General features: G+C 71.9%; 15 protein-coding genes. 7 read left to right on the top strand and 8 right to left on the bottom strand.

What is annotated here, in order from left to right; translation table 11 throughout:
• Positions 1 to 56: 56 nt before the first annotated feature.
• Positions 57 to 299, top strand: a complete 243-nt coding sequence (locus AB0881_RS12615) for a hypothetical protein (RefSeq protein ID WP_366616614.1) — start codon at positions 57 to 59, stop codon at positions 297 to 299.
• 32 nt (positions 300 to 331) lie between these two features.
• On the opposite strand, the gene AB0881_RS12610 is transcribed toward AB0881_RS12615, so the two are convergent.
• The 5 genes from AB0881_RS12610 to AB0881_RS12590 form a co-directional block, all read right to left on the bottom strand.
• Complete coding sequence (locus tag AB0881_RS12610; protein ID WP_366616613.1) at positions 332 to 1,000, bottom strand: response regulator transcription factor; 669 nt, start codon at positions 998 to 1,000, stop codon at positions 332 to 334.
• Positions 997 to 2,205 (bottom strand): histidine kinase, encoded by a 1,209-nt coding sequence (locus tag AB0881_RS12605; protein ID WP_366616611.1) that lies wholly within the window; start codon positions 2,203 to 2,205, stop codon positions 997 to 999. The genes AB0881_RS12610 and AB0881_RS12605 overlap by 4 nt, the downstream gene beginning before the upstream one ends.
• 7 nt (positions 2,206 to 2,212) lie before the next feature.
• Positions 2,213 to 3,049, bottom strand: a complete 837-nt coding sequence (locus tag AB0881_RS12600) for an ABC transporter permease subunit (RefSeq protein WP_366616609.1) — start codon at positions 3,047 to 3,049, stop codon at positions 2,213 to 2,215.
• Positions 3,046 to 3,963: an ABC transporter ATP-binding protein gene (locus AB0881_RS12595; RefSeq protein WP_366616608.1), complete on the bottom strand. Its 918-nt coding sequence runs from the start codon at positions 3,961 to 3,963 to the stop codon at positions 3,046 to 3,048. The genes AB0881_RS12600 and AB0881_RS12595 overlap by 4 nt, the downstream gene beginning before the upstream one ends.
• Positions 3,964 to 4,060: 97 nt before the next feature.
• Positions 4,061 to 4,645, bottom strand: coding sequence for a helix-turn-helix domain-containing protein (locus AB0881_RS12590; RefSeq protein WP_366616606.1), 585 nt, complete (start codon positions 4,643 to 4,645; stop codon positions 4,061 to 4,063).
• Between the two features lie 125 nt (positions 4,646 to 4,770).
• Between AB0881_RS12590 and AB0881_RS12585 the strand changes: the two genes are divergently transcribed.
• From AB0881_RS12585 to AB0881_RS12565, 5 genes are all read left to right on the top strand, one after another.
• Entirely contained in the window at positions 4,771 to 5,901 is a 1,131-nt protein-coding gene (locus tag AB0881_RS12585; protein WP_366616604.1) for an NAD(P)/FAD-dependent oxidoreductase, read from the top strand.
• 115 nt (positions 5,902 to 6,016) lie between these two features.
• Positions 6,017 to 7,303, top strand: a complete 1,287-nt coding sequence (locus AB0881_RS12580; RefSeq protein WP_366616602.1) for an aspartyl protease family protein — start codon at positions 6,017 to 6,019, stop codon at positions 7,301 to 7,303.
• 34 nt (positions 7,304 to 7,337) lie between these two features.
• Entirely contained in the window at positions 7,338 to 8,399 is a 1,062-nt protein-coding gene (locus AB0881_RS12575; RefSeq protein WP_366616600.1) for an endonuclease/exonuclease/phosphatase family protein, read from the top strand.
• 54 nt (positions 8,400 to 8,453) lie between these two features.
• A complete protein-coding gene (locus AB0881_RS12570) occupies positions 8,454 to 8,813 on the top strand; it encodes a metalloregulator ArsR/SmtB family transcription factor (protein ID WP_366616598.1) in 360 nt (119 codons plus the stop codon).
• Positions 8,810 to 9,523, top strand: a complete 714-nt coding sequence (locus AB0881_RS12565) for a cation transporter (RefSeq protein ID WP_366616597.1) — start codon at positions 8,810 to 8,812, stop codon at positions 9,521 to 9,523. The genes AB0881_RS12570 and AB0881_RS12565 overlap by 4 nt, the downstream gene beginning before the upstream one ends.
• 26 nt (positions 9,524 to 9,549) lie before the next feature.
• Here the strand turns inward: AB0881_RS12565 and AB0881_RS12560 are convergent, their stop codons facing one another.
• Together AB0881_RS12560 and AB0881_RS12555 are read right to left on the bottom strand one after the other, a co-directional pair.
• Complete coding sequence (locus AB0881_RS12560; protein WP_366616596.1) at positions 9,550 to 10,245, bottom strand: hypothetical protein; 696 nt, start codon at positions 10,243 to 10,245, stop codon at positions 9,550 to 9,552.
• A gap of 244 nt (positions 10,246 to 10,489) precedes the next feature.
• Positions 10,490 to 11,140 (bottom strand): hypothetical protein, encoded by a 651-nt coding sequence (locus AB0881_RS12555; protein WP_366616595.1) that lies wholly within the window; start codon positions 11,138 to 11,140, stop codon positions 10,490 to 10,492.
• Positions 11,141 to 11,453: 313 nt separating this feature from the next.
• Here AB0881_RS12555 and AB0881_RS12550 point away from each other — a divergent pair, with 313 nt between their 5' ends.
• Positions 11,454 to 11,924 (top strand): NUDIX hydrolase, encoded by a 471-nt coding sequence (locus AB0881_RS12550; RefSeq protein ID WP_366616593.1) that lies wholly within the window; start codon positions 11,454 to 11,456, stop codon positions 11,922 to 11,924.
• Between the two features lie 60 nt (positions 11,925 to 11,984).
• Here the strand turns inward: AB0881_RS12550 and AB0881_RS12545 are convergent, their stop codons facing one another.
• On the bottom strand, positions 11,985 to 13,028 hold the full coding sequence (locus AB0881_RS12545; RefSeq protein ID WP_366616591.1) for an endo-1,4-beta-xylanase: 1,044 nt from the start codon (positions 13,026 to 13,028) through the stop codon (positions 11,985 to 11,987).
• Positions 13,029 to 13,318 lie beyond the last annotated feature (290 nt).

The following is a 13,318-nucleotide window of genomic DNA, read 5'->3' as shown; positions in this document are numbered from 1 at the left end:
GCTGTCCGGTCTTTTCTACGGGACGGGTTCCGCCGTTCCCTGAAGGAGGACGCGACATGCCAACACCCGACCGCGGCGACAAGCTCGGCTTCGAGCGGGACATCAAGCCCCTGTTCCGGGAGAAGGACCGGAACGCGATGCTGGCCTACTTCGACCTGTTCGACCACGCGGATGTCGCCGAACACGCCGACGCCATCATCGGTTCCCTGCTGAGCGGGCACATGCCGTGCGACGGCACGTGGTCCGAGGCGGAACTGGAAAGGCTCCAGCGGTGGATCGACATGGGCAAGCCCGCCTAGACCCGCCGCGTTTCCTGACCTCCGGCCGGTGGTCAGTCGCGGCCGGCGATGCCGTTGTCGTACGCGAAGATGACCGCCTGCACCCGGTCCCGGACGCCCAGCTTGGCGAAGATGCGCCCGCCGTGCGTCTTCACCGTGGCCTCGGAGATGACCAGGCGGGCGGCGATCTCGCCGTTGGACAGCCCGTCCGCGATGAGTCCGAGCACCTCCCGCTCCCGCTCGGTGAGCAGCGCCAGCCGCGGGTCGGGGCCGGGCGGCTCGGCCGCCGGATCGGGCAGCTGGCCGGCGAACGCGCCGATCAGCCGGCGGGTCACGTTCGGCGCGATGACGGCGTCCCCCGCGGCCACGGCGCGGATGCCGTACATCAGCTCCTGCGGCGTCGCCTTCTTCAGCAGGAACCCGCTGGCCCCGGCGCGCAGGGCCGCGTGGACGTACTCGTCCAGGTCGAAGGTGGTCAGCACCAGGCACCGCGTCGGGATGCCCTCGGCGACGATCCGCCGGGTGGCCTCGATGCCGTCGCACTCCGGCATCCGCACGTCCATCAGCAGCACGTCGGGCCGCAGCGCGCGGGCCATGGACACCGCCTCCAGGCCGTCGCCTGCCTCGCCGGCGACCGCCAGGTCCGGCTGCGACTCCAGCACCATGCGGAAGCCCATCCGCACCAGCGGCTGGTCGTCGGCCAGCAGCACGGTCGTGGTCACCGGGACGCCATCCTTCCCGCGGAGCCCTCCGCGGCGGGCGCCGCGGCGGCGTGCTCGAAGGTCATCCGCGCGGCGACCCGCCAGCCGGACGCGGGACGCGGACCGGCCTCGACGCCGCCGCCGTAGGCGCCGGCCCGTTCCGCCATCCCCACCAGGCCGTGACCGCCGGTGCCGGCGCGGTCGGCGTCCGTCCACCGCCGCAGCGCCCCGTCATCGACGACCTCCAGTTCGACACCGTGCGGCAGGTAGCGCAGGCGCAGCTCGATCCGCGCGGCCGGCCCGGCGTGTTTCAGCGTGTTGGTGAACGCCTCCTGGACGATCCGGTACACCGCCAGCCCGGCACCCGGGCTCCAGCGGCCGGGCACGCCCTCCCGCGTGACGGTGACCCGCGGGCCGGCGGCGCGCACCTGGTCGACCAGCGCGTCGAGGTCGGCCAGGCCGGGCTGCGGGGTGTGGCCGGGGGACGGCCCGGCGGTACCGTTCCGCAGCAGGTCGAGCAGGTGCTGCATCTCGTCCAGGGCCTGCCGCCCGGTCGACGCCACCTTGTGCATCACCGTGGCCGCCCGTTCCGGATCGGCGGTGGCGGTGAACGCCGCGCCGTCGGCGAGGGCGACCATGACGGCCAGGTTGTGGGCGACGATGTCGTGCATCTCCCGGGCGATGCGCTCCCGCTCGGTGGCCACCGCCAGCAGGGCCCGCTGCTCACGGTCCCGTTCGCGCTGGCGTTCCCGCTCCTCCCGCTGGTCGAGGTACGCGCGCCGGCTGCGCAGGTTCGTCCCGGCCAGCGCGGTGACGGCCGTGAGCGGGGCGAGGCCGAGGATCTTCGCCCACGTCAGCTCTCCCGCGACCCAGCCCCACAGCAGTGCGGTCTCGGCCAGCCCGGCGACCGCGAGCGACTGCCAGCGCGGCCGGTGCCGGGCGAGGGTGTACAGCGCCGCCAGCGGGGCCAGCAGCAGGTAGGGCCCCTCGACGGCGAGCGGGTACGCGGACACCCCGGCCAGGGCGGCGACCGTCCAGAAGACCACCAGCGGGGCCTGGCGCCGCCACACCAGCGGGACGTGGACGGCGGCGACGCACAGCCAGCCGAACGCTCCGCTCTGCCCGCCCGCCACCGCGAGGCTCACCGCGGTGAGCGCGGCGGCCAGGGCGGCGTCGGCCGTCCGCGGCCGCCGTGCGGTGAGGGAGAGGACCGAGTCCATGGTCATCCGAGTGTCACACGTCCCGGACCCGCAGGACCACCGCGCCCGCGGCGAGTGCGAGCACGATGTAGACCGCCAGTACGGCGCCCGCCGTCCCGGGCGCGAGCAGGTCGGTCTGGGACGAGGCGGTGTCCAGCGTGTAGACCGCTTCGGCGGCCAGGCCGGGGTGGAAGGGGAGGACCGCGTCGCGCACCGGCTCGGGGACCGCCAGCGCCAGCAGCGCCGGCGCCACCAGCATGACGCCGACATAGGTGGTCAGCGCCGCGGCGGTGTGCCGGATGACGGTGGCCAGCCCGAGGCCGACCAGGGCCAGCGCCACCACGGTCAGCGGCCCGGTGATGACGGCGCGCAGCGCGCCGCCGTCACCGAGGCCGGCCCCGTGCTCGCCGGCGACCGCCTGGCCGGTCAGGAAGGACGCCGAGCAGACCAGCAGCATCACCGGGGCGATCACCGCCGTGATCGCCAGCGCCTTGGCCCACAGCAGCGGCAGCCGCCGCGGCACCGCGGTCAGGCTCGGCCGGATCGACCCGGAGGCGTACTCGCCGGTCATCTGCATCATGCCGAGGACCACGATGAGCAGCGAGCCCAGGTGCAGGGCGTCGAACGAGGTGTCGATGGCGGCGGCGGTGGACGGTTCGGCCCTGCCCGCGTCCACGTCCGACGCGTAGGCGGCGGCGAAGAGGGCCGCCAGCCCGACCAGGGCGGCGCCGACACCGGCCAGCAGGAACCAGGTGGAGCGCAGCGAGCACAGTTTCGTCAGCTCGGAGCGGAACACCCGGGCCGGGGTCACCCGGTACACCGGGCGGGCCGTGCCGGGCGCGGTCGTCTCGGATGTATCGAGGGTGGTCATGCGGCGCTCTTCTCCGCCGGCCGGTACTCCAGCGCGTCTCGGGTGAGTTCCATGTACGCCTCCTCCAGGGATGCGCGCTTCGGGGCCAGTTCGTGCAGCGGGACGCGGGCGGCGGCGGCCAGTTCGCTGATCCGCTCCGCGGTCAGGCCGTGGACCCGCAGGACGCCCCGTTCGGTACCGGCGACCGTCGCGCCGTCTCCGATCAGCAGCTCGCGCAGCTCGCCGGCCTCCGGGGAACGCACGATGACGGTGCCGGTGTCGACGCGGGCGATGAACTCCTCGACGGTGGTGTCGGCCAGCAGCCGGCCGCGGCCGATGATGACCAGGTGCTCGGCGGTGACGGCCATCTCGCTCATCAGATGGCTCGACACCAGGACGGTGCGTCCCCGCGCGGCGAGGTCCTTGAGCAGGGTGCGCGTCCACAGCACGCCGTCGGGGTCCAGTCCGTTGACCGGCTCGTCGAGGATGATCACCTCCGGGTCCCCGAGGAGGGCGGCGGCGAGGCCCAGCCGCTGGCCCATGCCCAGCGAGAACGCCCCGACGCGGCGCCGCGCCGCGTCACCGAGCCCCACCATGCTCAGCGTCTCGTCCACGCGGGCGGCGGGGATCCCATGAGTTCGCGCCAGTGCGAGCAGGTGGTTACGGGCCGTCCGGCCGCGGTGCACCGACTTGGCGTCCAGCAGCACCCCGACTTTTTGCAAAGGCGCGCTGTACGCGACGTATTCACGACCGTTCACCGTGGCCGTTCCGCTGGTGGGACGGTCCAATCCGACGATCATTCGCATGGTGGTGGACTTTCCCGCGCCGTTCGGGCCGAGAAAGCCGGTGACCTGGCCGGGGTGCACGGTGAAGGACAGATCCCTTACGGCGGTCTTCCGGCCGTAGCGTTTGGTCAATCCGCTGATTTCGATCACCGGGACAACGCTACGGATCCGTCCCGATCGCGGAAACAGACCGTGGTCTGATCCTCGCCGCGGCCCCGGTACGACCTTTGTCGTACGGCGCGGGCCGTCAGCGGGCGGCGGGCGGGCGCCAGCCGTGGGCGAGGAGGTCGAAGACCGTCTCGACGGCGGCCCGGGGGTCGTCGCGGCCGCGGGCGAGGGCGGGGACCTCCAGGGCGTAGCGGGCGAGGGCGGCGCAGGCGAGGTCGTCGCGGTCGGCGCCGACCTCGTCGGCGATGGCCGCGGCGAGGGCGCGGGCGTGGCGGGTCCACATGTGCCCGGCGTACGCGCTCAGTTCGGGGGTGGAGTCCACCAGGCGGGCGAACTCGGCCCGCTGGGGATGGGTCTCGATCGGGAGCCAGGTGTCGAGGATGTGCCGGCGGAGGGCGTCGGGGACGCTCTGGCCGGGCGGGCGCCGCCGGACCGCGGCGACGAGCCGTTCCTCGCGGTCCTGCTCCTGGTCGAACACCAGCGCTTCCTTGCCGGTGAAGTGCTTGAACACCGTGGTGGTGGACACGTCCGCCGCGTCCGCGACGTCGCGGACGCTCACCTGGTCGTAGCCCCGTTCGAGGAAGAGCCGCAGGGCCGCGTCGGCGATCGCTTGCCGGGTGGCCGCCTTCTTGCGCTCGCGGCGGCCGGCGGGAGGCACGGTCATGGGCCGAGCGTACCGGACGGCTGCACGACTCACAATGTGCAACGAGTTGATTAGTTGACTCGTTACACTTTTGTACCTAGTCTCCTTTCGCGGCGAGACACCCCACCGAACCGAAGGAACCGGCCATGGCCTCTCCCAAGCCCTCCCACGCCCGTATCAGCGTCATCGGCGCCGGACCGGGCGGCCTGACCTGCGCCCGCATCCTGCAGCGGCACGGCCTGACCGTCACCGTCCACGACCGCGAGGCCGGCCCGGAGGCCCGGGACCAGGGCGGCAGCCTGGACCTGCGCGCCGGCGACGGCCAGGTCGCGCTGCGCGAGGCCGGCCTGCTGGAGGCGTTCTTCGACCTCGCCCGCCCCGAAGGGCAGGAGATGCGCCAGCTGGACATCGGCGGCCGGCTTCTGTTCCACCACGTTCCCGGCGACGGCGAGCTGTTCAAGCCGGAGATCGACCGCGGCCGCCTGCGTGGCCTGCTGCTGGAGTCGCTGGAACCCGGGACGGTGCGGTGGGGCCGTGCCCTCACCGGCGTCGGCGGGCCCGCCGACGGTCCCCGGCTGCTGCGCTTCGCCGACGGCGGCACCGTCGAGACCGACCTGGTGATCGGCGCCGACGGCGCGTTCTCCCGGGTCCGTCCGGCCGTGTCACCGGCCGTCCTCCTCTACAGCGGGGTGAGTTTCCTGGAGGCCTGGTTCTCCGACGTCGATGAACGCCACCCCGGCATCGCCGAGCTGGTCGGCCAGGGCGGCGCCGCGGCGGCCGACGGTGCACGCGGGCTGTTCGCCCAGCGCAACGGCGGCGACCGCATCCGCGTCTACATCATCCGGCGCGCCCCCGCCGACTGGATCGGCCGCAGCGGGCTGACCATCGACGACACCGAGGCCATCCGCGCCCTGCTCCTGGAGGAGTACGCGCACTGGTCGCCCGACCTCCGGCGCCTGATCAGCGACAACGACGGCCCCTACGTCGACCGCCCGATCCACGCCCTGCCCGTACCGCACACCTGGGAGCACCAGCCGGCCGTCACGCTCCTCGGCGATGCCGCCCACCTCATGCCCCCGCTGGGCGTCGGCGTCAACCTCGCCATGCTCGACGCGAGCGACCTCGCCCTCGCCCTCGCCGGCGCCCCCACCGTCGACGACGCCATCCGCGCCTACGAGAGCATCATGCTGCCCCGCTCCGCCGAGATGGCCCGGCTCCTGGAAGGCGGTGCCGAGCACCTGCTGTCCGACGAACTCCCCGACTTCGCCCAGGCCTGATCCTGCCTGGGTCGCGGACCCGGTCACAGCCGGGTCACAGCTTCCGGCACCGTGCTGTGACCGTCCGGCGGCTAGAAAGTGGCGAATGGAAGGTGAGAGTGAAAAGGAGAAGGCCATGGGCGGGGAATGGGACCGGCGTTCGCTGCTCAGGGGCGCCTCCGTCGCGGCCGGTGCCGCCGTGATCGCGCCGCTGCTCGGCCGGGCGGGAACGGCGCGGGCCGACGGCGACGCGGACGCGCTGTTCAAGGCCGGGGAATTCGAGCAGGCCGGCCGCGCCTACGAGGAGATCCTGAAAAAGGACCCGGCGAACGTGCACGCGGCCCGCCGGCGCGGCCATGTCGGGCTACTGGTCAACGATTTCCCCGAGGCCGAGAAATACCTCAAGCAGGCACTCGAACTCGCACCCGCCGACAAGGAGACCAACCAGCTCCTGGGCGACTGCTACATCCGGCAGGACGAATTCGCCGGCTCCGTACCGTGCTGGCAGGCGGCCGGGGAGGACGTCTACGCCCAATGGTTCGGGGCCGTCAGCGGCGCGCCGTACCAGATCCACGGCGACACCGCCCGCGTACCGTGGCGGCAGATGGACCCGTCACCGCAGGTGGAGGCCTCGGTCAACGGCGGACCGCCGAAGCGCTTCATGTTCTACACCGGCGCCCCGTGGCTGGGCATGTCCGCGGAAGTGGCCGAGGAGGCCGGGCTGAGAGCCGTGGCCAAGCAGCAGATCGACTACCTGAACGGCACCGCCTGGCAGTACTTCGGGGTCCTGGACTTCTTCAGGCTCGGTGACATCGAACTGCGCAACATCCCCGTCGAATGGTCGGAGACGGACCAGGCCTCGCCCGCCGGGCCGAGCGACGGCATCATCGGCACGTGGATCTTCTACCACCTGCTGACCACCTTCGATTACGCCGGCCGATCGCTGATCCTGCGCCGCCCGACCGCCGGAACGGCCGCCAAGGTACGCGCCGACGCCGTCCGCGCGGGCGCCAAGCCCCTGCCGCTGTACCTGGCCCATGAACACGGCCTGCACAGCAGAGGAAGCGTCGACGGCTCCGGCACCCAGGTGGTGGGCCTGTCCATCGGCGGGGTGAGCGAGAGCGCCGCGGTCGTGCCCGGGGAAACGGCCGAGCGGCTGGGGATCCGCGTCGACCACGACCGCCCGGTGGAGACGTTCGCCCACAGCCGTCCCACCGTCACCTACCCCTGCTACCCGAAGGAGATCCGCCTCGGCGACGCCGCCGCCAGAGGCGTCTACTGCATGACGAACCCGAACAGCAGGCCGCCACGCTCCGGATTCGACGTGCTGGCCACCTTCTTCCACCCCTTCTACAAGCCCTACAACATCACCCTCGACTTCACCCGCATGAACCTCTACATCACGCCTGGCAAGGCCGCATGAGGCTGCGGAAGTGACCGGCATGCAAGGACGGACGATGGCGCGAACGGATACGGCGGAAACCGAACGGGACACCGCCGCCAGGACCCGGCGGGCGGGCGTCCAGCGGTGGTTCCGCGCCGGCGCCCGCCCGGAGCCCTGGAGACGCGGCCCGGTGCTCGCTGCCCTCGCACTGCTGCTCGGCCTGGTCATGCTGCTGCACACGTACATCCCGAACCGGATCGGGAACCTCGGCAGCCTGGTGGAGACCTTCCTGCCGTGGTTCGGCCTGTTCGTCCCGCTGCTGCTGGCCGGGGCGCTGTGGCGCCGTTCCGCCTCCGCGGCGGCCGCGCTGCTGCTGCCGGTCGCGGTGTGGCTGTACCTCTTCGGCGGTCTGCTCGGCGACAAGTCCCATGCGGGCGGCGACCTTGTCCTGGCCAGCCACAACGTAGGCGCCGCGAACCCCGACCCGGCCGGTACCGCCCGCCGCTTGGCCGCCACCGGCGCGGACGTGCTGGCCCTCCAGGAGCTGACCCGGCAGGCCAGGGGGACGTACGAGAAGGAGCTGGCGAAGGCGTACCCGCACCACACGGTGCAGGGCACGGTCGGGCTGTGGAGCAGGCTGCCGCTGTCGGACACCCGTCCGGTCGACATCCAGATGGACTACGGCCCGCTGGCGGCCACCAAACCGGCCGAGGTCAAGCTGACGTACAACCGGGCGCTGCGCACCACCGTGGCCACGGACCAGGGCCCGCTGGCGGTGTACGTGGCCCACCTGGGCTCCGCGCGGGTCAACCCGAGGGCGGGCTTCTCGACGGCCCACCGGGACAGGAACGCGCAGGCGCTCGGCAAGGCCGTCGCCGCCGAACGGAACGAGCGGGTGGTGCTGCTCGGCGACCTGAACGGCACCATGGACGACCGCGCGTTCGGCGACATCACCTCGCGCCTGCGCTCCGTGCAGAACACAGCCGGGGACGGCTTCGGCTTCACCTGGCCGGCGAGCCTCCCCGTGGCGCGCATCGACCAGATCCTCGTCCGCGGCGTACGGCCGGAAAGCTCACGGGTACTGCCGGCCACCGGCAGCGACCACCGCCCGGTCATGGCCGCGATCAGCTGGTGATGGGAGGGGAGTCCCGGCTATCATCACGATATGGCGATTGATTCCGATTGTGGAATGACTTCTCTGGACGGGCTGGCGCCGGCGGCGGCGCTGTTCCACTCACTGGCGGACCCGGTGCGGCTGTCGATCGTTCAGCGGCTGGCCCGCGGCGAGGCGCGGGTGGTGGACCTGACCCGCGAGCTGGGGCTGGCGCAGTCCACGGTGTCCAAGCATCTGGCCTGCCTGCGCGGCTGCAAGCTGGTGGACTACCGTGCCGAGGGCCGCCAGTCGTTCTACTTCATCGCCACTCCCGAACTGCTGGACCTGCTGCGCTCGGCCGAGCACCTGCTGGCGGTCACCGACCGCGCCGTCGCGCTGTGTCCCGTTAGCCAACGGCCGGATACCCGCACCTCCCACAGGGCGGCACGGGCATGACCACGGTTCCGCTGAGCCCCTCGCCGCGGCGGCGGGCGGTGCTGGCGCGGCGGGTGCGCCTGCTGGTGGCGGCCACCATCGCCTACAACGTGGCCGAGGCCCTCGTCGCGATCACGGCCGGAACGGTGGCGTCGTCGGGAGCGCTGGTGGCGTTCGGACTGGACTCGGTGGTCGAGGTCGCCTCCGCCGCCGCGGTCGCCTGGCAGTTCGCCGCCCGCGACCCCGAACTGGTCGAACGGCGCGAGCGGAAGGCGCTGCGGATCATCGCGGTGTCGTTCTTCGCGCTGGCCGCCTACGTGACCGCCGACTCGGTCCGCGCCCTGGCCGGCGGCGGCGAGGCCGAGCACTCCTCGGCCGGGCTGGTACTGGCCGCCCTGAGCCTGCTCGTCATGCCGTTCCTGTCGCACGCCCAGCGCAGGGCCGGCCGCGAGCTCGGGTCGGCCAGCGCGGTCGCCGACTCCAAGCAGACCCTGCTGTGCACCTACCTGTCGGGTGTGCTGCTGATCGGGCTGGCGGTCAACAGCCTGCTCGGCTGGTCCTGGGCGGACCCGGTGGCCGCGCTGGTCATCGCCGCCGTCGCGGTCAAGGAAGGCCGCGAGGCCTGGCGCGGCGACGCCTGCTGCGCCGTCCCGCCTCCGCCCGCGCCCGGCGGCGCCACGGTCGAAGCTGGCTGCGCATCCTGCGGGCCCGGCTGCACCTGCTGCTCCTGATCAGCCGAGCACCCTTGATTCAGCACTCAGCGGAGCAGCGCTCCACGCACGGTGATGCCGTGCCTTGTGCGCAACCGCCGCAACTCCCACATCGCCACGGCGGTGACGGACAGCGGGCCTCCCAGGGTGAAGGCCATCCGTACCCCGAACGGCACACCGTCGTACGTGCCCCGGAACAGCTCGAAGAGGGCGACCTCCCAGACGAGCAGCGTCGCGAGCAACGGCGGAACGGTCTCGTGGAGGTCCGCCGTACGGAAGACGTGCACGAGCGACTGCGCGATGCCGTAGAGGCCGAAGGGGCCGAGCCACAACAGGAACGCGCCCAGGGCGAACAGCAGCACCACCCGCCATGCCGACGCCGTCCAGTTCGTGTTCTCGTCCACGTAGCCCAGCCCGGTGATCAGCCGCGGCACGGCGAGCGTGACGACCAGCGCGAGCAGCGCACCCGCGGGCTTGCCCGCGCGGCGCAGGTACAGGCGCCGGTTGGGCGGGCGTGCCGCGGCGATGAAGGCGGCGACGGCGACCGGGAAGGTCACCCCCAGAACGATGAGGGAGGTACGGATCTGGCCGAAGCGGTCGTCCACCACGGCATCGGCGTCCGAGGCCACTCCGTAGGACACCAGCATCCACGTCACGGCGACCAGGCCGACGACCGTCCGCACGACCTGCGCCTTCTTCACGACCGGGTCGTGCACCCGGTCCGGCCGCGACGGCGTGAACACCGCACGCCCGACGGCGATCGGATTGAAGAGGCGTCCGAAGGTCAGCGGGCGCGCCGGTGGTGCGGGCGGCCGCGCTGGACGCGGTGCGTGCCCTCCGCCGTACGGACTCCACGGCGCCCCGCTCCCAGCCATCCCCGCGTCCTTCCTGCCGCCGTGCCCCAGAGATCACCAGGAGAATACGCAGTTCCCGGCACGCGAAAGCGTTTTCCTCCGACTCCGTCCCGGGAGCGGCCGCACGGGAGGTTCAGACCTCGTCCAGCTCGTCCTCGGGAGCACGGTCTCGGACCGGGACCGCGGGGGAGGAGGGCGGCCTGCCGATCGCGACCAGAACGAGGGACCCAAGGAGGATCAAGCCGAGTTCGGCGCCGGCGATCAAGCCGATGTCCCGTGGCTCCATGGCCGCCTCGTCGCCGGCGAGCCTCACCTCGTCCGACCTCCCCTCGGGGTCGTACCGCACACGCACCTGCCGGTCCACCCGCAGAGCGCGACCGGACCACATGATCGAGGAGGAGCCGATGCCGTCGCAGGCCAGCCGGTGGAGGTGAACGGTCGCCCCGTTGAAGCCCTCCTCCTCGGTCACGGTCAGGACCCGGCAGGTGGTGAGGCGTTCACGCTCGTCCAGCAGCGACGTAGCGAACCAGGCCGGAACGGTACCGGCGAAGAACAAGGCGGCGAGCCCGGCCAAGATCATGCCGAGCGGATGCGCCCCGGCCTCGACCATGAGGACCGTCCACCGCCACATCACCACGAGCCCGGCCAGGACGAACGCCAGGATCAGCGCCCACTTCCGTACACCGTCCGGCCCGTCGAAGATCGCCCACGACATGCCGAGCACCGCGGCGCTGAACAGCGACACCAGCCCCACCGCCGCCACGCATCTCAGGAGCCGCCGCACACCCGCCTCCTCCGCCGGCTCACGACAGGATCGCATCATTCCTCGGCAACGAGCGCCCCCGCACTGGCGAATCATCCTCGAGCACGTGGGGGGCAGGGCTGGAAGATCTTGCAGGACCGGGCCTTGCCGGGCTTGACCCTGCTCCTGAGATCAACGTTCGGCTTCTGCCGCCTGGAACCCACGAGCACACTCCACGGCCGGGCCGTGCCGACCGGTAGCGCACCTCGCGACAGGCACCGGGTCCGCCACCACCTCGCGGACGATCCGACGCACCACGTGAACATCATCTCGTCGATCTCCTAGGCTCGACGCCGTGACCGACGAACCGGCAGAGAGCTTCGCCCTCGCTCGGGCCGCTGCGGGCGTTCTGTTCTTCAGCGACCGCGACCGAGTGATGCTGGTCGAGCCCTCCTACAGGGACTACCGGGAGATCCCCGGCGGCATCATCGAACGCGGGGAGACCCCGCGCGAGGCCGCGGCGCGCGAAGTCCAGGAGGAGCTGGGGATCTCGCCGGCCATCGGACGGCTGCTTGTCGCGGACTGGGCGCCCGAGCAGCCCGAGGGCGACAAGGTGCTGTTCGTCTTCGACGGCGGCACGCTGACCGGCGACCAGCTCGCCGCCATCGAACTCGACCCCGGCGAACTGGTCGGCTACGCCTTCCACGACATCGGCCGCGTCCACGAACTCACCATCGACCGCCTGGCCCGCCGCATCGTCCACGGCCACGCCGCGTGGCTCGACGGCGGCACCCGCTACCTCGAACACGGCGAACGGACACCCTGACCGTCCACTGCGGCACCGCCGGGAACCCGGCCCCGGCGCGCCGGTCGATTCGATCGTTTCCTATCCGGGGGTGGGAGCTTCGGAAGCGGCGTTGAGGGCGTTGAGGACCGAGGTGTAGGCGGCCTTCTTGCCGCCGCTGCCGTCGAACAGCAGCGGTGTCTGCCCCGAGCGCCAGGAGTCGGTGTCGCGCACCCCCCAGACGGTGATGCCGAGGCAGCGCGGGACGGCCAGGCAGTCGTTGGTCACGTTGGCGTAGGTCGTGGCGGAGGCGCCCTGGACGTCCAGTTCGGTGATGGCCACGTCGACGCCGAGGGCGGCGAAGCTCCGCAGGGTGGTACGGAAGTTGCCGTTGTAGGGGCTGCCGTTGTTGAAGTGGGACTGGAAGCCGACGCAGTCGATCGGCACGCCGCGCTGCTTGAAGTCCCGGACCATGGCGTACACGGCCCGGGTCTTGGCCGCGGTCCAGTTCTCGATGTTGTAGTCGTTGTAGCAGAGCTTGGCGGACGGGTCGGCGGCGCGCGCGGTGCGGAAGGCGACCTCGATCCAGTCGTCGCCGGTGCGCTGCAGGTTGGAGTCGCGGCGGGCGCCCGAGCCGCCGTCGGCGAAGGCCTCGTTCACGACGTCCCACTGGACGATCTTGCCTCTGTAGTGGGTCATGACGCCGTTGATGTGCCTGATCATCGCCTGGCGCAGCGGGCCGCCGCGGAGGCTCCGCATCCAGCCGGGTTGCTGCGAGTGCCATGCCAGGGTGTGGCCGCGGACCTGCTTGGCGTTCCGGGCCGCCCAGTCGTAGACGCGATCTCCGGCGGTGAAGTCGAACCGGCCCGGCTGGGGTTCGGTGGCGTCGATCTTCATTTCGTTCTCGGCGGTCACCGAGTCGAACTCGCGGCCGGCGATCGTGGTGTACGCCGGGTCGCCGAGTCTGCCCGAGGCGATGGCGGTACCGAAGTAGCGGCCGCTCCGCGCCGCCGCGGCGCCCAGCGTGTCCTCCGCGGCGGCGGCCGGAGACGGTGCCACCGGAGCGGTCGTGCCGAGCACCGCGAGAGCGCCTGCGAGGAGGGCCCGGCCGCGGACCCGGGACCTGGGCATGGCGTTCGTACGCACGTCTGTTCCTCCTGTGAACGAGGGCGGGAGCACGGGAACGGAGCCGTGCGGCAGGCGCCACACTCCACCACAGGAATGCGCACGCCACCAGGGCGTCGCGGATTCATTGTGAGCTCTCATAGAAACCGTTGGAAAAGGTCCCGGACCACTTGACCATCTCGTTCTGCCTCGTATTTACTCCGGCCACCACCCGGCCGACCGATGGAGAGATGGTTCAGCTCGCCAGGAAATGTGAGCGCTATCACTCACGCTGGACGAAGGGAAGGGTTCATGTTGAGGACCGGTGCGGC

The organism is Spirillospora sp. NPDC029432, from assembly GCF_040703975.1.
Lineage (GTDB): Bacteria > Actinomycetota > Actinomycetes > Streptosporangiales > Streptosporangiaceae > Spirillospora.
This window is presented reverse-complemented; position numbering and strand designations above follow the sequence as displayed.